Annotated in this window: 20 protein-coding genes and 1 pseudogene; 15 read left to right on the forward strand and 6 right to left on the reverse strand. The window is 71.3% G+C overall.

Annotated elements, in window-relative coordinates:
• Positions 1–164: 164 nt before the first annotated feature.
• From ABH927_RS02560 to ABH927_RS02570, 3 genes are all read left to right on the forward strand, one after another.
• Complete coding sequence (locus ABH927_RS02560) at positions 165–1,052, forward strand: ABC transporter ATP-binding protein (RefSeq protein ID WP_370017848.1); 888 nt, start codon at positions 165–167, stop codon at positions 1,050–1,052.
• Between the two features lie 57 nt (positions 1,053–1,109).
• Positions 1,110–1,874 (forward strand): ABC transporter permease, encoded by a 765-nt coding sequence (locus ABH927_RS02565; protein WP_370017776.1) that lies wholly within the window; start codon positions 1,110–1,112, stop codon positions 1,872–1,874.
• A 209-nt stretch (positions 1,875–2,083) separates the two neighbouring features.
• Entirely contained in the window at positions 2,084–3,004 is a 921-nt protein-coding gene (locus ABH927_RS02570) for a DMT family transporter (RefSeq protein ID WP_370017777.1), read from the forward strand.
• A 33-nt stretch (positions 3,005–3,037) separates the two neighbouring features.
• On the opposite strand, the gene ABH927_RS02575 is transcribed toward ABH927_RS02570, so the two are convergent.
• Positions 3,038–3,715 (reverse strand): GntR family transcriptional regulator, encoded by a 678-nt coding sequence (locus tag ABH927_RS02575; protein WP_370017778.1) that lies wholly within the window; start codon positions 3,713–3,715, stop codon positions 3,038–3,040.
• Between the two features lie 160 nt (positions 3,716–3,875).
• Between ABH927_RS02575 and ABH927_RS02580 the strand changes: the two genes are divergently transcribed.
• Together ABH927_RS02580 and ABH927_RS02585 are read left to right on the forward strand one after the other, a co-directional pair.
• Complete coding sequence (locus tag ABH927_RS02580; RefSeq protein WP_370017779.1) at positions 3,876–4,967, forward strand: heme A synthase; 1,092 nt, start codon at positions 3,876–3,878, stop codon at positions 4,965–4,967.
• Positions 4,964–5,680 (forward strand): vancomycin high temperature exclusion protein, encoded by a 717-nt coding sequence (locus tag ABH927_RS02585; RefSeq protein ID WP_370017780.1) that lies wholly within the window; start codon positions 4,964–4,966, stop codon positions 5,678–5,680. Before ABH927_RS02580 ends, ABH927_RS02585 begins: the two co-directional genes overlap by 4 nt.
• A 38-nt stretch (positions 5,681–5,718) precedes the next feature.
• On the opposite strand, the gene ABH927_RS02590 is transcribed toward ABH927_RS02585, so the two are convergent.
• Positions 5,719–6,984 (reverse strand): PrsW family intramembrane metalloprotease, encoded by a 1,266-nt coding sequence (locus tag ABH927_RS02590; protein ID WP_370017781.1) that lies wholly within the window; start codon positions 6,982–6,984, stop codon positions 5,719–5,721.
• Positions 6,985–7,138: 154 nt separating this feature from the next.
• Here ABH927_RS02590 and ABH927_RS02595 point away from each other — a divergent pair, with 154 nt between their 5' ends.
• Positions 7,139–8,728, forward strand: coding sequence for a N,N-dimethylformamidase beta subunit family domain-containing protein (locus ABH927_RS02595; protein ID WP_370017782.1), 1,590 nt, complete (start codon positions 7,139–7,141; stop codon positions 8,726–8,728).
• A 30-nt stretch (positions 8,729–8,758) separates the two neighbouring features.
• On the opposite strand, the gene ABH927_RS02600 is transcribed toward ABH927_RS02595, so the two are convergent.
• A complete protein-coding gene (locus tag ABH927_RS02600; RefSeq protein WP_370017849.1) occupies positions 8,759–9,685 on the reverse strand; it encodes a heme o synthase in 927 nt (308 codons plus the stop codon).
• Between the two features lie 447 nt (positions 9,686–10,132).
• On the opposite strand from ABH927_RS02600, the gene tkt reads away from it, so the two are divergent.
• From tkt to pgl, 6 genes are all read left to right on the forward strand, one after another.
• Positions 10,133–12,193 carry a transketolase gene (gene tkt, locus ABH927_RS02605; protein WP_370017850.1) on the forward strand — a complete coding sequence of 687 codons (2,061 nt, stop codon included), beginning with the start codon at positions 10,133–10,135 and terminating at the stop codon, positions 12,191–12,193.
• 10 nt (positions 12,194–12,203) lie between these two features.
• Positions 12,204–13,307: a transaldolase gene (tal, locus tag ABH927_RS02610; protein WP_370017783.1), complete on the forward strand. Its 1,104-nt coding sequence runs from the start codon at positions 12,204–12,206 to the stop codon at positions 13,305–13,307.
• 5 nt (positions 13,308–13,312) lie between these two features.
• Positions 13,313–14,938: a glucose-6-phosphate isomerase gene (locus ABH927_RS02615; protein WP_370017784.1), complete on the forward strand. Its 1,626-nt coding sequence runs from the start codon at positions 13,313–13,315 to the stop codon at positions 14,936–14,938.
• A 58-nt stretch (positions 14,939–14,996) separates the two neighbouring features.
• A complete protein-coding gene (gene zwf / locus ABH927_RS02620; RefSeq protein WP_370017785.1) occupies positions 14,997–16,691 on the forward strand; it encodes a glucose-6-phosphate dehydrogenase in 1,695 nt (564 codons plus the stop codon).
• On the forward strand, positions 16,688–17,602 hold the full coding sequence (locus tag ABH927_RS02625) for a glucose-6-phosphate dehydrogenase assembly protein OpcA (protein WP_370017786.1): 915 nt from the start codon (positions 16,688–16,690) through the stop codon (positions 17,600–17,602). The genes zwf and ABH927_RS02625 overlap by 4 nt, the downstream gene beginning before the upstream one ends.
• A gap of 69 nt (positions 17,603–17,671) precedes the next feature.
• Positions 17,672–18,448, forward strand: a complete 777-nt coding sequence (gene pgl, locus ABH927_RS02630; RefSeq protein ID WP_370017787.1) for a 6-phosphogluconolactonase — start codon at positions 17,672–17,674, stop codon at positions 18,446–18,448.
• Positions 18,449–18,578: 130 nt separating this feature from the next.
• On the opposite strand, the gene ABH927_RS02635 is transcribed toward pgl, so the two are convergent.
• Both ABH927_RS02635 and ABH927_RS02640 read right to left on the reverse strand, forming a co-directional pair.
• Positions 18,579–19,160, reverse strand: coding sequence for a hypothetical protein (locus tag ABH927_RS02635; protein ID WP_370017788.1), 582 nt, complete (start codon positions 19,158–19,160; stop codon positions 18,579–18,581).
• Between the two features lie 687 nt (positions 19,161–19,847).
• Positions 19,848–20,792: a hypothetical protein gene (locus tag ABH927_RS02640; RefSeq protein ID WP_370017789.1), complete on the reverse strand. Its 945-nt coding sequence runs from the start codon at positions 20,790–20,792 to the stop codon at positions 19,848–19,850.
• Positions 20,793–20,998: 206 nt separating this feature from the next.
• Between ABH927_RS02640 and ABH927_RS02645 the strand changes: the two genes are divergently transcribed.
• Positions 20,999–22,249 carry a S8 family peptidase gene (locus ABH927_RS02645; RefSeq protein WP_370017790.1) on the forward strand — a complete coding sequence of 417 codons (1,251 nt, stop codon included), beginning with the start codon at positions 20,999–21,001 and terminating at the stop codon, positions 22,247–22,249.
• Between the two features lie 167 nt (positions 22,250–22,416).
• Positions 22,417–22,795 (forward strand): annotated as a pseudogene (locus ABH927_RS02650) (Clp protease N-terminal domain-containing protein); the annotation flags it as partial.
• Positions 22,796–23,136: 341 nt separating this feature from the next.
• On the opposite strand, the gene ABH927_RS02655 reads toward ABH927_RS02650, so the two are convergent.
• Positions 23,137–24,195, reverse strand: coding sequence for an N-acetyltransferase family protein (locus ABH927_RS02655; RefSeq protein ID WP_370017791.1), 1,059 nt, complete (start codon positions 24,193–24,195; stop codon positions 23,137–23,139).
• A gap of 195 nt (positions 24,196–24,390) precedes the next feature.
• On the opposite strand from ABH927_RS02655, the gene ABH927_RS02660 reads away from it, so the two are divergent.
• Positions 24,391–25,788, forward strand: coding sequence for an NAD(P)/FAD-dependent oxidoreductase (locus ABH927_RS02660; RefSeq protein ID WP_370017792.1), 1,398 nt, complete (start codon positions 24,391–24,393; stop codon positions 25,786–25,788).
• The last annotated feature ends 18 nt before the right edge of the window (positions 25,789–25,806 follow it).

Here is a 25,806-nt window from a genome sequence, read left to right on the forward strand (position 1 = left end):
GACCAGCGGGGCGACGCGTCTGCCATGCCGCCCTGGCGGTCCTGCCTGGCTGAGGGGAGGCCGGTGACGTGCGGGCGGGTGACAACGCCTCAAGTAGGGCCTCAAGTAGGGCCGCGGGTAACGATGCCTCGGCCGGCGGGGCCTCAGGCGGGGCGGCCGTCGAGATCCGGGGACTGGTCAAGCGGTACGGGCGGACCACCGCGGTCGACGGCCTGACCCTGACCTGCGGCAGGGGCGAGGTCACGGCGATCCTCGGGCCGAACGGCGCGGGGAAGACCTCCACCGTCGAGATCTGCGAGGGATTCCGCACGCCCGACGCCGGAACCGTCCGCGTCCTGGGCATGGATCCGGCCGACCCCGCCCTGAAGCCGCGCCTCGGCGTGATGTTGCAGGCGGGGGGAGTGCCGCCCGCCGCCCGCGCCGGCGAATGGCTGCGCGTGGTCTCGCGTTTCTACGCGCATCCCCTCGACCCGGACGCGCTGCTCGACCTCCTCGGCCTCAGCGGCCACGCCCGCACGCCGTACCGGCGCCTGTCTGGAGGGCAGCAGCAGCGCCTGTCGCTGGCGGCGGCCGTCATCGGGCGGCCCGAGCTGGTCTTCCTCGACGAGCCGACCGCCGGGCTCGACCCTCAAGCCAGGCACGCCTGCTGGGACGTGGTCACCGGGCTCCGCGAGGCGGGCGTCTCCGTGGTGCTGACGACCCACCACATGGACGAGGCCGAGAAGCTCTCCGACCTCGTCGTGGTCATCGACCACGGCCGGGTGGTCGCGGAGGGGTCGCCGCAGGAGCTGACCGGCGCCGAGCGCCAGCTCCGCTTCCGGGCCCGTCCGGGCCTCAACCTCGACGAGCTGCTCGGCGCGCTCCCTCCCGGCAGCGCCGCCAAGGAGTCTCCGTCGGGGCACTACATCATCGAGGGGCAGGTCGGCCCCCAGCTGCTGGCCACGGTCACCGCGTGGTGCGCCACCGAGGGCGTCACCACCGAGGACCTGAGCATCGAGCGCCGCACGCTGGAGGACGTCTTCCTGGAACTCACCGGCAGGGAGCTCCGATGAGCCCCGACGAGCACCTGATGAGCACCTGATGAGCCCCGACGAACTCTGGACGCCGTGATGACGACGCTCGACTTCACCCCGAGACCGGGGGCGGCGCCGCTCCCCCGGATGGTCCTCGCGCAGGCGGGCGCCGAGGTGCGCGCCATGCTCCGGAACGGCGAGCAGCTGCTGCTCACGATGATCATCCCAATCCTGCTGCTGGTCGGGTTCTCCCAGGCTCCGCTGATCGACGTCGGCGGGTCCCGGATCGGCTTCGTCACCCCCGGCATCCTGTCGCTCGCCGTCATGTCGACCGCGTTCACCGGGCAGGCCATCGCCACCGGCTTCGAGCGGCGGTACGGCGTGCTCAAGCGGCTGGGCGCCACTCCCCTGTCGCGGGCGGGGCTCCTGCTCGCCAAGACGGCGGCCGTCGTCGCGGTCGAGCTGGTGCAGGTCGTGGTGATCGGCGCGGTGGCCCTGGCGCTCGGCTGGTCGCCCCACGGCAATCCCCTCTGGGTCGTGCTGCTGATTCTGCTCGGCACGGCGGCCTTCAGCGGGATCGGCCTGCTCATGGCGGGGACGCTCCGGGCGGAGGCCACCCTCGCGGGGGCCAACCTGGTCTACCTCGTGCTGCTCGGGCTGGGCGGCGTGGTCTTCCCGCTGACCAAGTTCCCCGCGGCCGTGCAGCCGGTCCTCGGGCTGCTGCCGATCACGGCGCTCACCGACGGCATGCGGTCGGTGCTCGCGGCGGGGGCCGGGTTCCCGGGCGGCCAGCTTCTCGTGCTGGCCTGCTGGGCGGTCGTCACCCTGGGCGTCGCCTCCCGGACCTTCCGCTGGGAGTAACCGCGTGATCATGCACGCCTTCCCGTGCATGGGCGCCGACCAGCCCCAACGCCAGCCGTGATCATGCACAGGTTCCCGCGCGCGGCAGATGACCTCGTCCGACGCCGACCGTGATCATGCAAGGGCGTCCGTCGTGCCCGTACGGCTCTGGCATAGTGCTTTTGCCCGGTAATGGAATGATTGACCCCTTCGTAATTGGAGCCGTGCGCATGACCGCTGAAATCCTGTCCGGGGCCGCCGAGCCGTACAGGATCAGGCCGGGAAAGGCGATGCGCGCGGCGTCGGACGCGGTCCCCCCGTCCGGGCTGGTGCTGCTGGCCATCCTGTCGGTGCAGGTCGGGGCCGGTCTGGCCAAGCACCTGTTCGCGCAGCTCCCGCCGAGCGCGGTGGTCTTCCTCCGGATCACCACGGGGGCGCTCATCCTCGTGGCCGTCGCCCGGCCCAAGGTGCGCGGCCTGACCCGGCGGGACCTCGCCGTCGGCATCGGCTTCGGGCTGAGCCTGGGCCTGATGAACTGGTCGTTCTACGAGGCGCTCACGCGGCTGCCCATCGGGATCGCGGTGGCCATCGAGTTCATCGGGCCGCTCACCGTGGCGGTGGCCGCCTCCCACCGTCGGCGCGACCTGCTCTGGGTCGCGCTTGCCGCCGCTGGAGTGCTCCTGATCGCGCCATGGGGTCAGGGCGGCGCGGGTCAGGGCGGCGCGGCGATCTGGACCGGCATCGGGTTCGCGGCGTTCGCCGGCGTCTGCTGGGCGGCCTACATCCTTCTGGCGGCCGCCACGGGGGCGCGCTTCCCCGGCGCCAGCGGGCTCTCCTTCGCGATGATCGTGGCCACGATCCTCATCACGCCCGTCGGGGTCGTCTCCGGCGGAGCCGCCCTGCTCCAGCCCGAGATCCTGCTGCTGGGCGCGGGTGTGGGGCTGTTGTCGTCGGTCATTCCGTACTCGCTGGAGCTGGAGGCCCTGCGCCGGATGCCCAAGCGCGTCTTCGGCGTCCTCATGAGCCTGGAGCCGGCCGTCGCCGCGCTCGTCGGCCTCTTCGTCCTCGGCGAGGTGCTGCGGGTGCGCGAATGGACGGCGATCGGCTGCGTCGTCATCGCCTCGATCGGGGCAACCCGCTCGGAAGGGTGACGCACAGCGCCCTGACCGGGGCCTAAGCGGGCCCTAAGCGGGGCCGCTGGACCAGATGCCCCGCATGTGCTCGATGTGGTGGGTCATGATCCGTTCGGCGGCCTGGCCGTCGCCGCGGACCAGGGCGTCGAGGACCTCGACGTGCTCGCGGGCCGCGTCCGCCAGCAGCCCCCGGTCGGCGAGCCCCTTCAGGCCGTAGAGCCGGGCCCGGCCGCGCAGGGCCCGGATCACCTCGACGAGGTGCGCGTTGCCCGAGAGCGCCAGCAACTCCAGATGAAACCGCAGGTCGGCGTTGACATAGCCCAGAAGGTCCGTACGGCGGGCCGTGGCGACGATCTCCTGCGCCAGTGGCCGTAACTCCTGGAAGTCCGGCACGCGGCCGCTGTCGGCCAGCCGGGCCACGGTCGGCACCTCGATCAGCCGCCGGAGCTCGGTGATCTCCGCCAGATCGCGCTCGGACATCACGCTCACCCGGAAGCCCTTGTTGCGCACGGCCTCCACAAGGCCCTCCTTGGCGAGGTCGAGCATCGCCTCGCGCACCGGCGTGGCCGAGACGCCGAACTGGGCGGCCAGCACGGGGGCCGAGTAGACCACCCCCGGCCGCATCTCCCCCGCCACGAGGGCGCTGCGCAGCGCCTGGGCCACCTGTTCGCGCAGACTCTGCCGCTCTCCGACTGCGGGCAGGCCGAGGCCCTCCGGTCCCGTCCCCATGACTCTCCTCCCGATGCCCCCGCCCGGCGATCGTACCGTTCCGCGCAGAAACGATCACACTGTCCGCGGTTCAAGCCGAAAGCGGGCCGAACGCGGGCTGAATCGGGGCCGCAACGGGCCGGACACGGGGGCGCTCGTTGCGCCACCTACCATGAATGCCGTGAACCACCTCGCTGACCAGCCTCGCGCCCGCGCGGCCGCCGCCTTGTTGAGAGCCCTCAAACGCCTCGCTGGCCAGCTTCGCGCCCGTGCGATCGCCTTCTACGGCTCCTTCTGGTTTTCTACGACCGAGACGATGCGGCGGTGGGCACTGGCGGCGGTGGTGGTCAACGCGGGCATCACCGTAACCGGCGCGGCCGTCCGGGTCACCGGGTCTGGCCTCGGCTGCCCGACGTGGCCGAGATGCACCCCGGACAGCTTCGTCCCGGTCAGGCACGACGCCCACTCCGCGATCAACATGGCGATCGAGTTCGGCAACCGGCTGCTGACGTTCCTGGTGCTCGCCGTCGCGGCGGCCTGCGTGGTCGCCGCCGTACGGCTCGGCCGCCCCGATTACGGGCAGCGCCGTCCCGCCTTGGTGCGGCTGGCCGCGCTGCAGCCGCTCGGCGTCCTGGCGCAGGCCCTGTGGGGCGGCCTGGTGGTGCGCACGCTGCTCAACCCCGTCACGGTGAGCGTCCACTTCCTCCTGTCCATCGGGATGATCGCCGCGGCGTTCACGCTGTTCGCGCGGGCCGGGGAGGGTGACGCGCCGCCGCAGCGGCTGGTCCACCGCGACATCCGCACTCTCGGGTTCGTCCTCACCGCGGCGGTGTTCGTCCTCCTGATCGCGGGAGTGGTCGTCACCGGCACGGGCCCGCATTCGGGCGACAAGGCGGCGTCGCGGTTCGGCTTCGACATCCAGAGCGTGGCGCAACTGCACACCGACGTCGTGTGGATCGTGGTGGGGCTCACGTTCGCGCTGCTGTTCTCGCTTCACGTGACCGACTCCCCCGGACGCGCGCGGCGGGCCGCGCTCGTGCTGCTCGGGGTGGAGCTGGCCCAGGGCGTGGTCGGCTACGTGCAGTACTTCCTGGCCGTCCCGGCGTTCCTCGTCGGCGTGCACGTGCTGGGCTCGACCCTCGTGTGGATCGCCACGCTGCGCGTGGTGTTCCTGACGCGGTCACGCGGCCCGGTCGCCACTCCGGTATCCGGCCGCTCGAACCGCGGCGAGCTCGCAACTAACTACGCCATGCGAGCGTCTAATCCCGCGTGATCACTCTTCTGCCCTGGCGATGGTCTCAAGCCGCGCTGCGAAGGGCGTTCCAGTGCCTCGCCGTCCTCAGCGTCCTGCCGCTGGCCCCGATGACGTGGGTCTGGCTCACGAGCGCGTCGCACCGGGTGGTCGCCGAGCCCGGGACCCCCTGGATGGAGTCGGTACCGGCGATGCCCGCGGCGCTGGTTCTCGGCGCGGGGATCTTCGGCGACCAGCCCAGCCCGATGCTCCGGACCCGGCTCGCTCTCGCGACCCGGCTCTACCAGGAGGGCAAGGTGCGCGCGCTGCTGCTGTCGGGTGACAACAGCCGCGCCGGATACGACGAGCCGACCGTGATGCGCGACTTCCTGATCGCCCATGGCGTGCCCGCCAAGAAGATCGTCCTCGACTACGCGGGCTTCGACACCTGGGACTCCTGCGTCCGGGCCAGGAGGATCTTCGGGGCCTCACGCCTGATCGTGGTGACCCAGGAGTTCCATCTCCCCCGCGCCGTCGCGCTGTGCCGTACGGCCGGCCTGGACGCGTTCGGGGTGGGCGACGACTCCACTCCCGACTGGCCGATGGAGACCGCGGGGTACGCCGCGCGGGAGGTCTTCGCCTCCGCCAAAGGCGTGCTGGACGGCGTGCTGCTCCACTCCCAGCCCCGGTTCCTCGGCCCCCATGAGGCCGGACTCGACCGGGCGCTGGCGTCCGCGCGCCGCGCCCGGCGCTGACCAAGCCCGGCGGCCTGCTCCCGAAACCCTCGCCTCGGTCAGGTCGTCCCGGAGCCGCCCGGGGGGAAGCCCGGGCCGGCCGCGCCGTACCCGGGCCCCTGGCCCGGCCAGCGGCCAGGGGGCGGGGCTCCGGGGGCGTACCCCGGCGGCGGCACTCCCCGGGCGGCGCGGGCCTGGTGGCGCTCCGGGATCGGGAAGGACATCCGGGCGTAGGCCATGAGGTCGGCCAGCGACCGCTGCGTGGTCCGGAACGTGGCCTCGTCCACGCCTCCCCTGGCCGCGCGGGCGTGGAGCAGCCCGAGCTCCGTCGAGGCGAGCTGGTAGTCGCTCATCGCCCGCGCGCCCGCCTTGCCGCCGTGGGCCTTGGCCCAGGCCCGGGCGTGGCTGCGCCGCCGCAACGACGTCAGCATGAAGATGTCCGCCTGGTTGACCAGCCCGTTCCGCTCGTACGACGGCAGGTAATGCTGGATCAGCCCGATGATGCGCTTCCTGTCCCTGAAGATCACGGTCAGCTCGACGACCAGCAGGACCATCAGGATGAGATAGGCGATCGCGAGGCCCCCGAGCCCGCCGAACGACGCGAAGCCGTTCCATATGCCGTGCAGGATCATCGCGCCGAGCCAGCCCGCGATGATCATCACGAGGCCGGACGGCCCTCTGCGGTGAGCCGCGTAGGCCACCGAGATGCCGATCAGGGACGTGAAGAGCGGGTGCGCGAACGGCGAGAGCACCCCGCGCAGCACCAGCGTGGCGGCGAGGACCTGGGCCCCGTTCTCGTTCAGCGCCGCGATGTAGTAGCTGACGTTCTCGGACATCGCGAAGCCGAGGCCGACCATGCTGGCGTAGATGATGCCGTCGGTGGGCCCGTCCAGCTCCTGCCGCCGGTACCGGAACAGGCCCAGCAGCACCAGGCCCTTCAGCGTCTCCTCCACCGGCGGCGCGCCGAACGTCGCGACCAGGCTGCGGGCGCTGTTCTCGTCGCCCAGCTGGTGGGCCACGTAGACGAGGTTGAGCGAGTTCAGGAGGCCCGCGACGAGGACGGCGATGCCCGCCCCCCACGCGAACGCGAAGATCAGGTTGGTGCGGGGTTCCGGCTCCAGGCGGTCGAGGGCGAGCACGCCCGCCAGCAGCAGTGGAACGGGGGCCACGGCGAGCCCCAGCGCGATGAAGAAGTGAACGGGGTCGCCGTTCAGTATGTCGAACGAGAAGGACACCAGAGCGCAGATCCCGGCGATCACGAGACCGATGATCAGACCGACTGACGGACGCTCCTTCAGCACCGCACGAGGATCAAGGCTGGCCATTCCGCGAATGTAACCGAACATCCACGTTCTGTCCCCTCCGCCCCCACCGCTGGCGCCCTCGGCCGCTGTCCTGGGACCGGCGGCCGGCTTGCGGAACCGGCGGTTCGCGATACCTTCACGATCGCGATATCCGTTCTGGTGACGAGTGGGGACGATGAGCGAGAAACCTCCGGGCGGGCTCGGCCGGCGGCGATTCCTGCGCGTGGCGGGGACCACCGCCGTGAGCGCGGTCGCCGCGGGGTCGGGGGTGGTGGGGGACGCCTCGCCGGCCGCCCGTCAGGCCACCCGGCCTGGCGACGCCCGTCCGGCGCCCACCGCCGAGCCCGGCCCGGTGGCATTGCCGGGGACGCGGGCCGCGGCCCTGCCCGAGCGGCTGCTCCCGGGCGACTCGTCCTGGAGGTTGCGCAGGTACGGCCCGGCCGACGCCATCGACGGCTACTGCGACCAGGTGAGCGTGCTCCCCGGCGAGCCGGTGGGCCTGCACGCCTCCACGACCGCGGACCGCTTCCGGGTCACGGCGTACCGCATGGGCTGGTACGGCGGGGCGCTCGCGCGCCGGGTGTGGCGGTCGAGCTGGATCAAGGGCCGGAGACAGGCCCCGGCCGAGGTCGCCCACGCCACCCGCACAGCGCACGCCGGGTGGGACCGGACGCTGTCCGTGCCCACGGACGGCTGGCCGGAGGGGGCCTACCTGCTGCGTCTCGACGCCGACCACGGGCCCCAGCGCTACGTGCCGCTGGTCGTGCGGTCGGCGACCGCCGCCGGGAAGACCGTGCTCGTCCACGCCGCGGCCACGTGGCAGGCCTACAACAGGTGGGGCGGCTACAGCCTCTACTACGGCGAGGACGGCCGCTACGACAGCCGCTCGCTCGCCGTGACCTTCGACCGGCCGTACGACAAGGTCGGGGTGCGGAAGTTCCTGATCCACGAGCGGGCGGTGGTGGAACTGGCCGAACGGCTCGGTATCCCGCTGGCGTACACCACCGGGGTGGACCTGGAGACCGGCGGCCAGGTGCTGGACGGCGCCACGGCGGTCTTCTTCCTCGGCCACGACGAGTACTGGACGCCGGGGCTGCGCCGCCGCGTCACCGAGGCCAGGGACGCGGGCGCCAACCTCGCGTTCCTCGGGGCCAACACCTGCTACCGCCGCATCCGCCTGGAGCGGGACGGCCGCCTGGTCGTCTGCTACAAGACCGCCGCCGCCGAGGATCCTCTGTACGGCAAGCACCCGTCGCTGGTGACGACGGACTTCCGGGCCGACCCGGCGCCCGACCCCGAATCGTCGCTGACCGGGGTCTACTACGACGGCTTCCCGGCGGACGCGCCCTATGTGGTCACGGCTCCCCGGCACTGGGTCTTCGCCGGCACGGGCGTGAGGCACGGCGACTCCTTCGCGCACCTGGTGGGCGTGGAGTACGACCGGGTCACTCCGGGTGTGCCGACGCCCCGGCCGCTGGAGATCCTTTCCCACTCGCCCCTGACGTGCGCGGGGCGGCCGAGCTTCGCCGACTCGGCCTACTACACGACGCCTGAGGGGGCCGGGGTCTTCGCGTCTGGGACGATGCGGTGGACCGAGGCGCTGATGGCCGGGACCCGCGACAGCCCGGAGGCGCACGGCATCGACGCCCGCACGAGGAGATTCGTCACAACGGTGACGACCAATTTGCTGACGGCATTCGCCGAGGGCCCGGCGGGGACGCACCGGCCGCCCCCGAAGGACAACGTCCGCAAGATCTACGGGTGAGCGGCCGGGCTCAGACCAGCGGCCCGCGCCTCAGACCAGGAGGGAGTCGAGCGCCACGGCGAGGAAGAGCAGCGCGAGGTAGATGTTCGACCAGTGGAAGAACCGCATGGGCCGCAGGTCCACGCCGGTCCTGCCCGCGTTGACCCGGCCGAGCAGGCGGTAGACCTCCCACAGGCACGCCGCCCCGAGGGCCAGGGCGACCACCGGGTAGAGCAGCGAGGTGCCGGCGACCGGCCACAGCAGCAGCGAGCACAGCACGGTGGCCCAGGTGTAGGCGACCACCTGCAGGACGACGCGCCGCTCCGTGGTCACGACGGGCAGCATGGGCACGTGCGCGGCCGCGTAGTCCTCGCGGTAGCGCATCGCGAGCGTCCACGTGTGCGGGGGCGTCCAGAAGAAGACGACGCCGAAGAGCACCACGGGAGCCCACGACAGGGTTCCGGTGATCCCGGCCCAGCCGATCAGCACGGGCATGCAGCCGGCGATGCCGCCCCACACGATGTTCTGCGACGTCCGCCGCTTGAGGATCATCGAGTAGACGAAGACGTAGAACAGGATCGCGGCCAGCGACAGGCCGGCCGCCACCCAGTTGACCGCGAGGCCGAGGCCCAGCGTGGAGGCGACGCCGAGGACCACGCCGAAGACGAGCGCGCCGCGCGGCGAGACCTCCGCCTTCGCGAGCGGCCTGCGGCGCGTGCGCCGCATCGTCGCGTCGATGTCGCGGTCGATGTAGCAGTTCAGCACGTTCGCGCTGCCCGCCGACAGGGTGCCGAAGATCATCGTCGCCGCGGCCGTCCACAGCGGCGGAAGACCGCGCGCCGCCAGGAACATGACCGGCAGGGTCGTGATCAGGAGCAACTCGATGATCCGTGGCTTGGTGAGCGCCACATACGCCTTCACGAGCGCCCCGAGGGAGCGGGGGGCCGTGGCCGTCGCGGCGGTTCCGAGCGGGGCCATCGTCTGCTTGTTCGTCAGCACCGTCAAGGCGCATCCAACACATGCGGGGTCAACGCGTAACCTCTGAATAGAGCGGATCTCCGGACCTGGGACCGGCATTGCGCAATCACTGTAGTCGGCGTAACCGGTGGTCCAGGAACTGGGGCCGGAAGCGGCCCCGATCCCGCCACCCCGGAAGTCTCGCTGCTCACGGGGCCCAGTTCATTGAACAGGAAATCGAACAGGTCATCGAGCACATCATCCAACCGATCACCGAGCCGGCCATCGAGCGGCCCAGACGGGGTGGGCTACCAAACGGTATGACAGGGGACCCGTTAGGGTCCCCAGTGGGCGGGAAATGCCACAACGGCGCGGATTTGAACAGAGGGGATCGAGCAGTTGAGCAGCGCAAGCCTTGAGTGGAGTGACCTCGATCGGCAGGCTGTCGACGTGGTGCGCGCACTGGCCATGGACGCGGTCGAGAAGGCGGGTTCGGGCCACCCCGGCACCGCCATGAGCCTCGCACCCGCCGCCTACCTCCTTTTCCAGCGGTTCCTGCGGCACGACCCGTCGGACCCCACGTGGGTGGGACGCGACAGGTTCGTCCTTTCCGCCGGTCACAGCAGCCTGACGCTCTACATTCAGCTCTACCTGTCGGGTTACGGCCTGGCGCTGGACGATCTGAAGTCGCTCCGCCAGTGGGGCAGCCTGACGCCGGGCCACCCGGAGCACGGCCACACCGTGGGCGTGGAGACGACCACCGGTCCGCTGGGCCAGGGGCTCGGCAACGCCGTGGGCATGGCGATGGCGGCCCGCCGCGAGCGCGGCCTGTTCGACCCCGACGCGCCCCAGGGCGAGTCGCCGTTCGACCACATGATCTGGTGCATCGCCTCCGAGGGTGACATCGAGGAGGGCATCAGCCACGAGGTCAGCTCGATCGCGGGCCACCAGAAGCTCGGCAACCTCGCGGTCATCTTCGACTCCAACCACATCTCGATCGAGGACGACACCCAGATCGCGCTGTCGGAGGACATCGCCAAGCGCTACGAGGCGTACGGCTGGCACGTCCTGACGGTCGACTGGACCGCCGGTGAAGGTCGTGCCGAAGGCGCGCAAGGCAAGCACTACGAGGAGAACGTCCAGGCCCTTTCCGACGCTCTGGAGGCCGCCAAGGCGGAGACCGGGCGCCCCACCTTCATCAGGCTCCGCACGATCATCGGCTGGCCCGCGCCGAACAAGCAGAACACGGGTAAGGCCCACGGCTCGGCGCTGGGCGCCGACGAGGTCGCGGCCACCAAGCGCGTCCTGGGCATGGACCCGGAGAAGAGCTTCGACGTCCCGGCCGAGGTCCTCGACCACTCCCGCGAGGTCGTCAAGCGCGGCCGGGAGCTCCGCACCGAGTGGGACAAGAGGTTCGAGAGCTGGCGGGCCGCCAACCCCGAGCGGGCCGAGCTGTTCGACCGGATCTCGGTGCGCAGGCTCCCCGAGGGCTGGGACAAGGCGCTGCCCAGCTTCGATGCGGGCTCGTCCGTCGCGACCCGCAAGGCGTCGGGTGAGGTGCTGAGCGCGCTGGCCCCGGTCCTGCCGGAGCTGTGGGGTGGCTCCGCCGACCTCGCCGAGTCCAACCTCACCTCGATGAAGGGCGAGCCGTCCTTCATCCCGGACGAGTACCAGACCCGTGAGTTCCCCGGCAACCGGTACGGCAGGACCCTGCACTTCGGGATCCGCGAGCACGGGATGGGCGCGATCCTCAACGGCATCGCCCTGCACAACGGCACCCGCCCGTACGGCGGCACCTTCCTGGTGTTCAGCGACTACATGCGCCCGGCCGTACGGCTGGCCGCGCTGATGAAGCTGCCGGTGATCTACGTCTGGACGCACGACTCGATCGGCCTCGGCGAGGACGGCCCGACCCACCAGCCAGTGGAGCACCTGTGGGCGCTGCGCGCGATCCCGGGCCTCGACGTGGTCCGCCCGGCCGACGCCAACGAGACCTCGGCGGCCTGGAAGATCGTGCTGGAGCACGACGACCGCCCGGCGGCCCTCGCCCTCACCCGCCAGAACGTGCCGGTCTACGACGGCACCGGCGACCCGGAGAAGGTGGCCCGCGGCGGTTACATCCTGGAGGAGGCGTCGAACGGCCAGCCGTCCGTCGTCCTCATCGGCACGGGCAGCGAGGTCCAGCTCGCCGTCGAGGCGCGCGAGGCCCTGGAGGCGGAGGGCATCCCGGCCAGGGTCGTGTCGATGCCGTGCGTCGAGTGGTTCCGCGCGCAGGACCCGGCGTACCGGCAGACCGTGCTGCCGCCGGCGGTCCGCGCCCGGGTGGCCGTCGAGGCGGGAATCTCGCTCGGCTGGCGCGAGTTCGTGGGTGATGCGGGGGAAGTCCTGAGTCTGGAGCACTTCGGCGCCTCCGCGCCGTACAAGACGATCTTCGAGCAGTTCGGCCTGACCGCCGACCGAGTGGTGGCCGCCGCCAAGGCCAGCCTCGCCAAGACCGGGGCTGACAAGGGCGAGACGACCGGAAACTGAGGAACAACCAATGAGCGAGAATCTGAAGCGTCTCACCGCGGCAGGCGTGTCGATCTGGCTGGACGACATCAGCCGGGAGCGCCTGCGCACCGGCAACCTGGCCGCCCTCATCCGTGAGAAGTACGTGACCGGCGTCACCTCGAACCCGACGATCTTCGCCTCGGCGCTGAGCAAGGGCGACGCGTACGACGCCCAGCTGCGCGACCTCGCCACCCGGGGCGTCTCGGTCGACGAGGCGGTCCGGGCCATCACGACCTTCGACATCCGCTGGGCCGCCGACGTGCTGAAGCCGGTCTACGACGGCACCCACGGCGTGGACGGCCGTGTCTCCATCGAGGTCGACCCGAGGCTGGCCCGCAACACCGAGGCGACCATCGCCGAGGCCCGCGCCCTGTGGTGGCTCGTCGACCGGCCGAACGTCCACATCAAGATCCCGGCGACCGTCGAGGGCCTGCCCGCGATCACCCAGGCGATCTCCGAGGGGATCAGCGTCAACGTCACGCTGATCTTCTCGCTGGAGCGGTACCGCCAGGTCATGGACGCCTGGCTGACCGGCCTGGAGAAGGCCAGGGCGGGCGGCCTCAACCTCTCGGGCATCGAGTCGGTGGCGTCGTTCTTCGTCAGCCGCGTCGACACCGAGGTCGACGCCCGCCTGGACGAGATCGGCACCCCGGAGGCGAAGGAGTTGAAGGGCAGGGCCGGCGTGGCCAACGCCCGGCTGGCGTTCGCCGCCTTCGAGGAGGTCGTGAACTCGCCCCGCTGGCAGGAGCTGCGCGCCGCGGGGGCCCGCCCGCAGCGGCCGCTGTGGGCCTCGACCGGCGTCAAGAACCCGGACTACCCCGACACGCTCTACGTCGACCAGCTCGTCACCGCCGGGGTCGTCAACACGATGCCCGAGAAGACGCTCGACTCGGTTGCCGACCACGGCAAGATCTCGGGCGACACCATCCGTCCCTTCTACGAGCACGCCTGGAACGTCATGGCCGCGCTGAAGGAGGCCGGCATCGACTACGACGACGTGGTGCGGGTGCTGGAGGAGGAGGGCGTCGAGAAGTTCGAGAAGTCGTGGACCGAGCTGCTCGAGACCGTCGAGACCGAGCTCAGGAAGGCCTGAGTCACATGACCATTGAGGTAACCGCCGGCGACGCCGCGGAAGCCGTACAGGCGGTCAAGGAGAAGCTGGTCGCCGAGGGGGTGCCCGCGGCGCTCGCCGCGGGGGATTCGGCCCTGTGGGGCGCCGACGCCCAGGCCGAGGCGGCCGTCAGGCTCGGCTGGCTCAACCTGCCGCTGACGAGCAGGGAGCTGCTGCCCGAGATCGAGAACCTGGTGGAGAAGGCCCGCGCCGAGGGCCTCGACCACGTGGTGCTCGCCGGGATGGGCGGCTCCTCGCTCGCTCCCGAGGTCATCGCGGCCACCGAGGACGTGCCGCTGACCGTCCTCGACACCACCGACCCGCACCAGGTGCGGCGCGCCCTGGCGGACGGGCTGGAGCGGACGCTGCTGGTCGTCTCCAGCAAGAGCGGCGGCACGATCGAGACCGACAGCCACCGAAGGATCTACGAGAAGGCGTTCAGGGACGCCGGGCTCGACCCGGCCGAGCGGATCGTCGTCGTGACCGACCCGGGCTCCCCGCTGGAGCAGTCGGCCATCGAGGCCGGCTACCAGGTCATCCTGGCCGACCCGAACGTCGGTGGCCGCTACAGCGCGCTGAGCGCCTTCGGCCTGGTGCCGAGCGCCCTGGCCGGAGCGGACGTGCGGAAGCTGCTCGACGACGCGGCGGCCGTACGGCCGCTGCTCGCGCAGGACGAGGGCAACCCCGGCCTGGACCTGGGCGCCGTGCTCGGCGCGGAGGCACTCCAGGGGCGCGACAAGCTGATCCTGCGCGACAGCCTGTCCGACATCAACGGGCTGCCGGACTGGATCGAGCAGCTCATCGCCGAGTCGACCGGCAAGTCGGGGAAGGGCATCCTCCCCGTCGTCGGCGCCGAGGCCGCGGAGGACGACGACCAGTACGTCGTCGCCATCGGCCGTGACGGCGGCACGGTGGTCGACGGCCCGCTGGGCGCGCAGTTCCTCACCTGGGAGTACGCCACGGCGATCGCGGGCCGGGTGCTGGGGATCGATCCCTTCGACCAGCCCAACGTGGCGGAGTCCAAGGAGAACACCACCAAGATCCTGCAGGAGGCCGGCGACGGCCCGCTGCCGACCGGCACGCCCGTCCTGACGGACGGCCCGGTCGAGGTCTACGGCGACGTGCCGGGCGACCCGAAGAACCTGGCCGACGTGCTGACCTGGCTGCTCCAGGCCATCCCCGGCCGGGGCTACCTGGCGATCATGGCGTACCTGGACCGGGAGGCGGCGTTCGACGCCGCGACGGTCGGCGACGCCTCGTTCGAGGAGATGACCGAGACGTGGGCGAGCGCGGACGTGGCCACGCTGCGCGCGCTGCTCGACTACCGCACCGACCGCGCGGTCACGTTCGGCTGGGGCCCTCGGTTCCTGCACTCGACCGGGCAGTATCACAAGGGCGGCCCGCCGGTCGGCGTGTTCCTGCAGATCACCGGGGCGGTCACGGACGACATCGAGGTGCCCGGCAAGCCGTACACGCTGGGCAGGCTGCAGCTCGCGCAGGCGCTGGGCGACCTGCGGGCGCTGGCCTCGCGCGGCCGGCCCGCCGTCCGCCTGCACCTGACCGACCGGGTCGCCGGCGTCAGGCACCTGCTCTCCGTGGCGGAGGAGCTCTGACCATGCGATGCGTTACTGGCCACGTCACCGGCCAAGGATCCACCGGGAGGGAGGCCGCATGACCAAGCAGCCCAAACCCGCCCCGGGGACCGAGGCGGCCAAAGCGGCCGAGGGCGCTGAGGCGCCGGAGAACGTGGTGCCGCCGATCCCCGCGACCAGCCCCGCCGCGCCCGTCGAATCGTCGACCGCGGTCGCGGCGCAGGTGGCCGCGACCGCGACGACCGAGGAGACGGTCGCCGCCAACCCGCTGCGCGACCCTCGCGACAAGAGACTCCCACGTGTGGCCGGGCCGTGCGTGCTCGTGCTGTTCGGCGTGACCGGAGACCTCGCGAAGCGCAAGCTGCTGCCCGCGATCTACGACCTGGGGAACCGGGGGCTGCTGCCGCCCGGCTTCTCGCTGGTCGGCTTCGCCCGCCGCGACTGGGCCCACGAGGACTTCGCTCAGGTCACGTACGAGGCGGTGAAGGAGAACGCGCGGACGCCCTTCCGCGAGGAGGTCTGGAACCAGATCCGCGAGGGCATCCACTTCTGCCCGGGCGAGTTCAACGACGACGGCGCCTTCGACGTGCTGTCGATGATGCTCAAGGAGATCGACGAGACCCGGGGCACGGGGGGCAACTACGCCTTCTACCTCTCGGTGCCGCCGAAGTTCTTCCCCACGGTGATCGAGCAGCTCAAGCGGACCGACCTCGCCAAGGCGCCGGAGGGCTCCTGGCGGCGGGTGGTCATCGAGAAGCCGTTCGGCCACGACCTCAAGAGCGCCCGCGAGCTCAACGCGATCACCAACGCGGTCTTCCCCGAGGAGTCGGTCTTCCGGATCGACCACTACCTCGGCAAGGAGACCGTCCAGAACATCCTGGCGCTGCGGTTCGCCAACACGCTCTACGAACCGATCTGGAACCGCGGCTACGTGGACCACATCCAGATCACGATGGCCGAGGACATCGGCATCGGCGGCCGGGCCGGCTACTACGACGGCATCGGCGCGGCCCGTGACGTGATCCAGAACCACCTGCTCCAGCTCCTGGCGCTGGTGGCGATGGAGGACCCGATCTCCTTCGACGCCGACGCGCTGCGGCGGGAGAAGGAGAAGGTACTGCGGGCGGTCCAGCTTCCCGCCGACCTCTCCACCGGCACGGCGCGCGGCCGGTACACGGCCGGGTGGCAGGGCGGCGAGCCGGTCAAGGGCTACCTGGAGGAGGACGGCATCCCGCCGGACTCGATCACCGAGACCTACGCCGCCATCAAGGTGGAGGTGGCCAACCGCCGCTGGGCGGGCGTGCCGTTCTACCTGCGGACGGGCAAACGGCTCACCCGCCGGATGACGGAGGTCGCCGTGGTCTTCGAGCGGGCGCCCCACCTGCCGTTCAGCAAGGACGACACCGAGATCCTCGGGCAGAACGCCCTGGTCATCCGGGTCCAGCCGGACGAGGGCATCACGGTGCGTTTCGGCTCCAAGGTGCCGGGCACCGCCATGGAGGTCAGGGACGTCAGCATGGACTTCGCGTACGGCGAGTCGTTCATGGAGTCCTCACCGGAGGCGTACGAGCGGCTGCTCCTCGACGTGCTCATCGGCGACCCGCCGTTGTTCCCGCACCAGCGGGAGGTGGAGCTGTCGTGGATGATCCTCGACCCGATCGAGGAGTTCTGGGCCTCCCAAGGCAAGCCCGAGGGCTACCCGGCCGGCACCTGGGGCCCCGCCTCGGCCGACGCCATGCTGGCCAGGGACGGACGCGCCTGGAGGCGGCTGTGACGAGTTTCAACCTGACCGAGACGACGGCGTCGAAAATCTCCTCGACGCTGACCAGGCTGCGGCACCAGATGGGCGCCCCGGCGATCGGCATGGTGCTGACGCTGGTGACGGTCGTCGACGAGGCCGGCCAGTACGACGCGGTCCGGGCGGCCACCGACGCGGCGCGGGAGCACCCGTCCCGGATCCTGGTCGTGATCAACCGCGACCCGGCCGAGCCGAACCGGCTCGACGCCGAGATCCGGGTGGGCGAGTCCGCCCCCGGCGAGGTCGTGCTGCTCCGCCTGTACGGCGATCTGACCGAGCACGCCGACTCGGTGATCAGCCCGCTGCTGCTCACCGACACGCCCGTGGTGGTCTGGTGGCCGGGAGAGTGCCCGGAGGTGCCCGCGAAGGACCCCGTCGGCCAGCTCGCGGGCCGCCGGATCACCGACGCCCGCTCGGCGAAGGACCCGGTCGCGGCCATCACCGGCCGGGCCGGGGGCTACGTGCCCGGGGACACCGACCTGGCCTGGACCCGGCTCACCCCGTGGCGCAGCCTGCTCGCCGCGGCCCTCGACCAGCCCATCGGGAAGGTCGCCGAGGGCGTCGTGGAGGCCGCCAAGGGCAACCCCAGCGGTCCGCTGCTCGCGGCGTGGCTGTCCGACCGGCTGAACGCGCCGATCCAGGTCACGGAGTCCTCCGGGCCCGGTCTGACCGCCGTACGGCTGACGGTCGCGGGCGGCGGGGAGCTCAAGGTGAACCGGGGCGACGCCCGGCTGGCCACCCTGTCGAAGCCCGGACAGCCGGACCGGCGGGTCGCGCTGGCCCGCAGGCCGGCCTCGGAGCTGCTCGCGGAGGAGCTGCGCCGGCTGGACCCCGACGAGGTCTACGCCTCGACGATCCACCGGCTCGCGGAGAAACCGCGGTCCTGATCCATCGCCGGGGGCCCGTGTCGCGGGCTCCCGGCCCACTACTTCGCACGTGATGAAAGAGAAGCGGTCGTGAGCGTTCCCACAGTCATCGTCCACCGCGACGCCGGAGTGCTGGCCGAGGCCGTGGCGGCCCGCCTGATCACGCGGCTGGCCGACACGCAGGCCGCCCGAGGCTCGGCCCATCTGGTGCTGACCGGCGGCACGATCGGCATCGCGACGCTCGCGGCGGTCGCCGCGACGGCCGCCCGCGACGCGATCGACTGGCGGGCGCTCGACATCTGGTGGGGCGACGAACGGTTCCTGCCGACCGGCCATCCCGAGCGCAACGAGACCGGGGCCCGCGAGGCCCTTCTCGACCACGTGGACGTCGACCCGTCCCGCGTCCACCCCATGCCCGGCCCCGACTCGGGGCTGACGGCGGAGGAGGCGGCCGAGTCCTACTCCGTGGAGCTGGCGAAGGCGGCCAGGCCGGAGGACCACGGTCCCGTGCCGTCGTTCGACGTGCTGCTCCTCGGGATGGGGCCGGACGGCCACGTCGCCTCGCTCTTCCCCGGCCAGCCCGCCCTCTACGAGGAGGAGCGCTCCGTCGTGGCGGTGCACGGCTCGCCCAAGCCGCCGCCGACCCGGCTGTCGCTCACCTTCCCCGCCATCCAGGCCGCCCGCGAGACGTGGATCGTCGCCGCGGGTGAGGAGAAGGCACAGGCCGTGCACCTGGCGCTGTCCGGGGCCGGCCCGATGCAGGTGCCCGCGGCCGGGGCGCGCGGGCGTCAGGGCACGCTGTTCCTGCTCGACCGCGCCGCCGCCGCCAAGATCCCGCCCAGCCTCGGCCGCCTCGCCTCTCCGTAAAGCACTTGTCCTGAAATATCTCGCAGAAATATGCTTTTGGGTGGCTTTGTCCACTCAAGGGCTTATTTCCCATCTATCGGACACCCGGTTCACAGGGGGATGTCAACGGTGCCGGTCGCCGAGAACTGGATCAGCGCGACTCCGGCGGCGTTGCGCTTCCCGTGATGGTGAACATCACCGCATCGACCGGGCCGCCCTTGCGGACCGAGATCCGAGGCCGGGTCGGCGGCGGATCGGCGGGACTTGCGTCGACGGCGACCCGAACAGTGAAGGACTTCGCCAGGCTCACGTAGCCCGCACTCGAGATGCCGCAGCGGCGGACCGTGACTTCCCAGCGGCCGGGCCCCAGCTGAGCAGGTCGGAGGTCCCCGCCGGTCGCGCCGAAGTTGACGTCCCCGCCGAACACCTGTCCCGCCGACGCGTACGAGATCCGGGTCGAGATGACGAGCCCGTCACTGGGACTGACCCGGATCACTGGCGCATACGGTTCGGTTCCCATGGCGGGGCTGCGCAACTGCGCCGTCAGCGTGACCGGCGGCAGGCTGCCCAGCAGTTCTATCAATGCGCGCATCGAGGTGCGCTGCTGCCTGCTGCTGACCGGCTTCACCAGCTCGCCGGGCAGGCGCAGTCCGATCGGCTGGTGGAAGCCGAACTCGCCGGAGTCCCGGGGAATCCCGTTGGGGTCGTCGTCGAGTCGGATGTCAGTGGCCATTTGTCTCCTTCGGTGTAGCCGCTGATGTCAACGGCTCAAGCACTCGTGCATGCTTCGTTCCTGCCCACGGCGGCGCGCGCCCCGTCGCGCGGACGCATGCCCTGCGCGAGTCACGTTGACCACGGCGAGCTTCACCGCGTCGACGAGCGCAACGTATCCATCGGTCGCGAGCCGGTCAGGCCACGCGTCTTCCTCCATCACAACTACGACCACGCCCGCGATAGCGGGAAGACTCCCGCCCACGATTTGGGCGATGACCGGGTCATTAACGGGCATGGGCCGGAACTCCGACCGGAACCGGGCCGACGGCGGGCGGAATGTCGACATCGCACCCGGCGTCCACGTTCCCGTGGCCAAGATTGCCGCGGTGGCCGGTCGTCGACACGACGATGGGCTGGCCGATGAGGCCCACTCCCGGGTTGCACGCGTAACTCTGCCCGTCGACTTTGAAAAGACAGGCCACAGGTATGGCTCGCCGTTGCCGCTGCCGTCTCCTTCGTCGTGACAGTGCAGCCGGTCGAGGGTGATCGCCAGGTGCACGGCAGCCTCTCATCACTCCGGAATTCTGAAGAGGTGGAAGCGTAATTGTGCTACTTGCAAGGTTAATGTCGCAAGATCCTTACTAACCGATTTATGCTGAACACGCATGACAAATAGGCCTCCAGCCGCGAGAGCTCCGCGACGGGCCTATTCCGGGAGCTCTTCCCCGGACTCATCGTGGGGCTGATCCTGGGATTCGGACTTGAGGGCGGCTTCGGTCCGGTCGGCGAGGAAGCGGGCGGATCGGGCCGCACGGGCGGTGCGGCTCTCCTCGCGCTTGGCGACGTCGAGCCGATGGCCGGCGCCCGCCAGCTTTTCCCGGGCCTTGGCCAGCTTCTCGGACAGCTCGGCCACCTTCGCGGCGCGCCGGTCGTGTTCCCGTACGGCTTCCGCCAGCTCGGTCTCCCAGGAGGCGTGGGCCTCCTCGGCCTCCGTCGCCGCCCGGTCGGCCTCCACGTGGGATCTTTCCAGCTCGCGGATCCGGCGTTCCCGCTCGGCCGCCCGGCGCTCGGCCGAAGGCTGCGGCGTCCCGGCCTCCTTCGCGCCCTGCTGGCCGGCTCTCTTTCGCGCCGGACCGGTCCCCTCGGAGGCGCGTGGGCGGGCCGGTCGGACGATCGGCGCGGGGGCGAAGCCGCTGTAGCTGAGGCCGCGCACCAGCCTGCCCTGCCGCACCTGGCCGGCGGCCTCCTCGTCCACGACGGCCGCGTCGAGGGTCTGCTCGATCTCGGTACCCGCCGAACCTGACAGCGCCTGGCCGCCCGCCTCGGCGTCTTCCCGGATCATGCGGGCGAGCTGGGCCGTCAGTGTGGACCGCTGCCGGGTGAGCTCGGCCAGAGCCTCGGCGTCCTGGTCGTGCCACGCCTCGCGCAGCCGCCGGCCGACGTCGAGGAGCTCGTCCAACTCATCGAGATGGCGGCGGGACGCCTGGTTCACCGCCCAGCCGACGACGGTCGGTTTCCTCAGGCCGCCGATCTCCCGCGACAGCGGAACGTCGCCGCCGGCCTTCGCCTCCTTGGCCAGCCCGTCGCGGGCGGCGGTGAACTCACCGGGCGCCATGCCGTACAGCCGGTCGGCTGCCTCATCGAGATTCACAGGTCAACGTGTACCCCTCCGGTATGTCCGCAGTCCACTCCCCCATTCACCCCTCGTACGGCCTGACCGATCATGTGGCAACTTCCGACAACGATCGGTTAATGCCACCTTTTGGTCAGTAATGATCCTTCTTGTACTAACTCGTGGTGGTTCCTACCTTCGGGGCACCTGGCGCGAATGCCAGACCGAGGTTCCAGGAGGGACCAATGACGCACCCCCCGACGTCTCGCACGCCGCTCCGCTGGGCCGCCCTGCTCGTCGCCGCCGTGGCGCCCGCGCTCGCGACGGTGCTCGCCACTGGCCCGGCGGCGTACGCCGACGACCCGCCCGCCCCCGCGCCGGCGCAGGGAACCGTGCTGGCGGAGGCGTCCGACCCGGCCGACCTGATCCCCGGCAGCTACATCGTCGTCCTGAAGAACGGCGCCGACGTCGACTCGGCGGCCCGGTCGCTCACCGGCCGCCACGGTGGCAGGTTCGACCGCACCTACCACTTCGCGCTGCGCGGCTTCGCCGTACGGGCGAGCGCAGCCGAGGCGAAGAGACTCGCCGCCGACCCGGCCGTGGCCTACGTCCAGCAGAACTCCGTGGTCCGGGCGTCCGACACCCAGCCCAGCCCGCCCTCGTGGGGTATTGACCGGATCGACCAGCGGAACCTTCCGCTGAGCTCGTCCTACACGTACGGCCCGACCGGCGCGGGGGTCCACGCCTACATCGTCGACACCGGCATCCGGACCACCCACTCGGACTTCGGCGGCCGCGCCTCGATCGGCTTCGACGCGATCGGCGACGGCCAGAACGGCCAGGACTGCAACGGCCACGGCACCCACGTCGCCGGTACCACGGGCGGCGGCTCGTACGGCGTGGCCAAGGGCGTCCTGCTGGTGGCCGTCCGGGTGCTCAACTGCGACGGGTCCGGGACGACCGATCAGGTGATCGCGGGTATCGACTGGGTCACCGCCCACGCCGTCAAGCCTGCCGTGGCCAACATGAGCCTCGGCGGCAGCACGAACACGGCCCTCGACGACGCGGTGCGACGTTCGGTCGCCTCCGGCGTCGGGTACGCGATCGCGGCCGGAAACGGCTTCCTCGGCCTCTTCGCCCAGAACGCGTGCAACACCTCGCCGGCCCGTGTCCCGGAGGCCATCACGGTCTCGATCACCGACATCTCCGACAAGAAGCCGTCGTGGGGCAACATCGGGACGTGCGTGGACCTGTTCGCCCCCGGATACAACATCACCTCGGCATGGAAGGACTCCGACACCTCGACGAACACGATCAGCGGCACCTCGATGTCCACGCCGCACGTGACCGGCGCGGCGGCGCTCTACCTCCAGGGCCACCCGGCGGCGACACCGCAGCAGGTGCGGGACGCCATCGTGAGCAACGCCACCGCCGGCGTCGTGGTGAGCCCCGGCAGCGGCTCCCCCAACCGCCTGCTCTACACCCCGGGCCTGTGACCCCCTGACCGCCGCTCACGCCCCCGGCCTGCGACCGGCCGGGGGCGCCTCCGCGCCGTTCACCGGGCGGCCGGCTTGGCGACAGCGGTGACCACGTGTCCTCTGCCTGTCCTCTGCCGCCGTTTCTGACGCATAGTGGAAGCACCCGCCAACGACGGAGGCCTCCCGTGTTCGAGCGCTTCACCGACCGTGCCCGCCGTGTCGTGGTTCTCGCCCAGGAGGAGGCGAGGTCGCTCAACCACACCTACATCGGCACGGAGCACATCCTTCTCGGCCTCGTCCACGAAGGCGACGGGGCCGCCGCCAAGGTGCTCCGTGACGAGGGGATCGACCTCGAGGCCGTGCGGCAGGACGTCGAGCGGATGATCGGCATCGGCGCGGAGACCCCGGGCGGGCACATCCCGTTCACGCCGCGCGCCAAGAAGGTCCTGGAGTTGTCCCTCCGCGAGGCCCTGCACCTCAACCACAACTACATCGGCACCGAGCACATCCTCCTCGGGTTGATCCGGGAGGGCGAGGGGGTCGGGGCCCAGGTGCTGGCCGGGCGTGGAGTCCACTTCGACCATATCCGCATGAAGGTCATCCAGGAGGCGCGGCTCGAATCCGAGGCATCGGGCCGGGCGGCGGGCCTGTTCATCGGCGGCCCGTCGATCGTGGCGCGGCTGGATCGGCTGCAGGAGTCCCTCGACCGCGTCGAGCGACGCCTCGACGCGATGAACGCCCCGCCCGACCCCGGCCCCGCCGCCCCCACACCGGGGTGATCATGCACGGGTTCCCGGCCGTGGCCCCCGACCTGCCCCCTCTCGGTCGCGATCATGCACTGATTCCGGAGCGGCGCCGACCTGGTCTCTTTTATTCGTGATCATGCGGGTACGGCAACACACGGATCACTTTGGAGAGGCCGACGCCATCACTCCCACGGCGATCCGCGCCTCCACGACGCCGGGGTCCTCCGTCTGGGTGATCGTCGCGCCGAGCGAGGTCAGCAGCCGGCGCATACGGACGTTGTCGAACAGCAGGGTCGCCCGCACCTCGGCGAAGCCCAGGTCCCTGGCCTCCCGCAGGAGCATGCCGGCCATGGCGGAGCCGAGCCCGCGGCCCTGCCAGCGGTCCTCGACAAGGAAGGCGATCTCGGCGATGCCGGGGTCGGGGGTGAACATGAGGGAGGCCACCGCCACCACCTGGCCGTCGTGCCCGGCGACGATCGAGTGCCCCCGGCTGCGGTCGCAGAGCCGGTCGAACACCCTCGGGGGCAGCGTCGGCATGGAGGTGAAGTACCGGAACCTGCGCGTCTCCGGTGAGCAGCGCTCGTGCAGGTCGCGCAGGGCCTCCCGATAGAGCGTCGTCAACGGCCGGATCAGCACCTCGGTGCCGTCGGCCAGCCGTACGGGACCCTCGGGCATGGCGGCCTCGACGGGCGGCTGCGCGAGCCGTACGAGCGCGGCGGCGCGGGCCGCCTCGGTCAGCGTGAACGGCAGGCCGGAGCGGCGCAGCCGGATCGCGCGCCGGGGCGCGACGGGAACGAGGAGCAGCGTGGGGTCGGGAAGCTCCACGCCCTCCGCGCCACCCCGGGGACGGGCGGGATCGGCGCCGTAGACCCAGCGGGCGTCGTCGGCCCGCAGCAGGTCGCCGAGGATCTCCGGGAGCCGCCACGGCATCGAGCGCAGGCGGGCGGCGAGCAGCAGCACGCGGGTGGGCTCGTCGGTCAGCTCGTGCGCGGTGGCGGGCACGACCTGGACCCGGCGGCCTCCGGCCGCTTCCAGCGCCTCTCGCACCGCGTCCGGGGAGGCCGGGATGTCGGTGACGAACTCGTCCACCGTGCCGTCCGTGTCCGGCTGCACCGAGAGGCCGAGGATGTTGCCGCCCTTCTCGGCGAGAGCCGCCGCGAGGGAGGCCAGCCGGCCGGGCCGCTCGTCCACCGTCGTCCGGATCCGCAAGAACCCCATCGCGTACCGCTCCCCTCTGTTGTGCTGGCCTCAGACTGCCTGAGGACTGTTACGCCGCTGCTACACGGGGGTGAGCCGCCCGTTTCACTTGGCCGTCCACGTTACGACTGCGGTTATCCGCGTGATCATCGCGATTTCCCAACGACTTCCGTCGCCCGATGCGGATGGTGGAACGGATATAGCAGGATGTCGTCCATGAGTGCTCCGTTGTCCCCCGGCTTCGTCAACGGCGAGGTGTCCTTCTGGTACCGATCTCTCGGGCTTCCCGTGCCCGGCGATCCGCTGGGCGGGGACCGCGAGGCGGACGTGGCCATCGTGGGCGCCGGGTACACGGGACTGTGGACGGCCTACTACCTGAAGAAGGCCCAGCCGTCGCTCCGGGTCGTCGTGCTGGAGAAGGAGTTCGCCGGGTTCGGCGCGTCCGGCCGCAACGGCGGCTGGCTGACGGGAGCCCTGGCCGGCTCGCCGGAACGCTACGCGCGGACCCACGGCCCGGAGGCCGCCAGACGGCTGCAGCGGGCGATGTTCGCGACGATCGACGAGGTCATCCGGGTCACCGCCGAGGAGCGGATCGACGCCGATATCGTCAAGAGCGGCCTGTTCAACGTCGCCAGGGGCCCGGCCCAGGCCGCCCGGCTCCGTGAGGAGCTGGCAGGACAGCGGGAGTGGGGCTGGACCGAGGACGACGTCCGGCTGCTCTCCCCCGATGAGATGGACTCCCGCCTGCGGGTGGCCGGCGCCGTCAGCGCCACCTGGAGCCCCCACTGCGCCAGGATCCAGCCCGCGAAGCTCGCACGGGGCCTCGCGGAGGCCGTACGGAACGTCGGGGTCGAGATCTACGAGCGCACCCCGGTGACGGAGATCAGCCGGGGCAGGGCGGTCACGGAGCACGGCACGGTGACGGCGCCCTACGTGCTGCGCTGCACCGAGGGGTTCACCGCCACCATCCCCGGCCACCACCGCGACTGGCTGCCGATGAACAGCTCGATGATCGTCACCGAACCGCTGCCGGAGAGCGTCTGGGCGTCCATCGGCTGGGAGAACCGCGAACTGCTCGGCGACATGGCCCATTACTACATGTACGCCCAGCGGACGGCCGACGACCGGATCGCCTTCGGCGGGCGCGGCAAGCCGTACCTCTACGGGTCGAGGATCGACGATCGCGGCCACACCCACGGTTGGACCGTCGACGCGCTGTGGGAGCTGCTGACTTCGTTCTTCCCCGCTGCCGGCTCCTCGCGGGTGGCGCACGCCTGGTCCGGCGTGCTGGGCGTGCCCCGCGACTGGTGCTCGACCGTGCGCGTCGACCACGCGACCGGCCTCGGCTGGGCGGGCGGCTACACCGGCCACGGGGTGACCACCACCAACCTCGCCGGGCGGACACTGTGCGACCTCGTCCTGGGGCGGGAGACCGAGCTCACCGGGCTGCCGTGGGTGGACCGGCGCGTCCGCGCCTGGGAGCCCGAGCCGCTGCGCTGGCTGGGGGTGCACTCGATGTACCGCCTCTACCGCCTGGCCGACGCCCGCGAAGGCAAGGGCATGGCCAAGACCTCCAGCCTGGCCAGGATCGCCGACCTCATCACCGGCCACTGAGCCACCCCCTCGGCCGTG

The sequence above is a fragment of the Planotetraspora sp. GP83 genome, assembly GCF_041262585.1.
In the GTDB taxonomy this organism is placed as follows: Bacteria; Actinomycetota; Actinomycetes; order Streptosporangiales; family Streptosporangiaceae; genus JAOEGB01.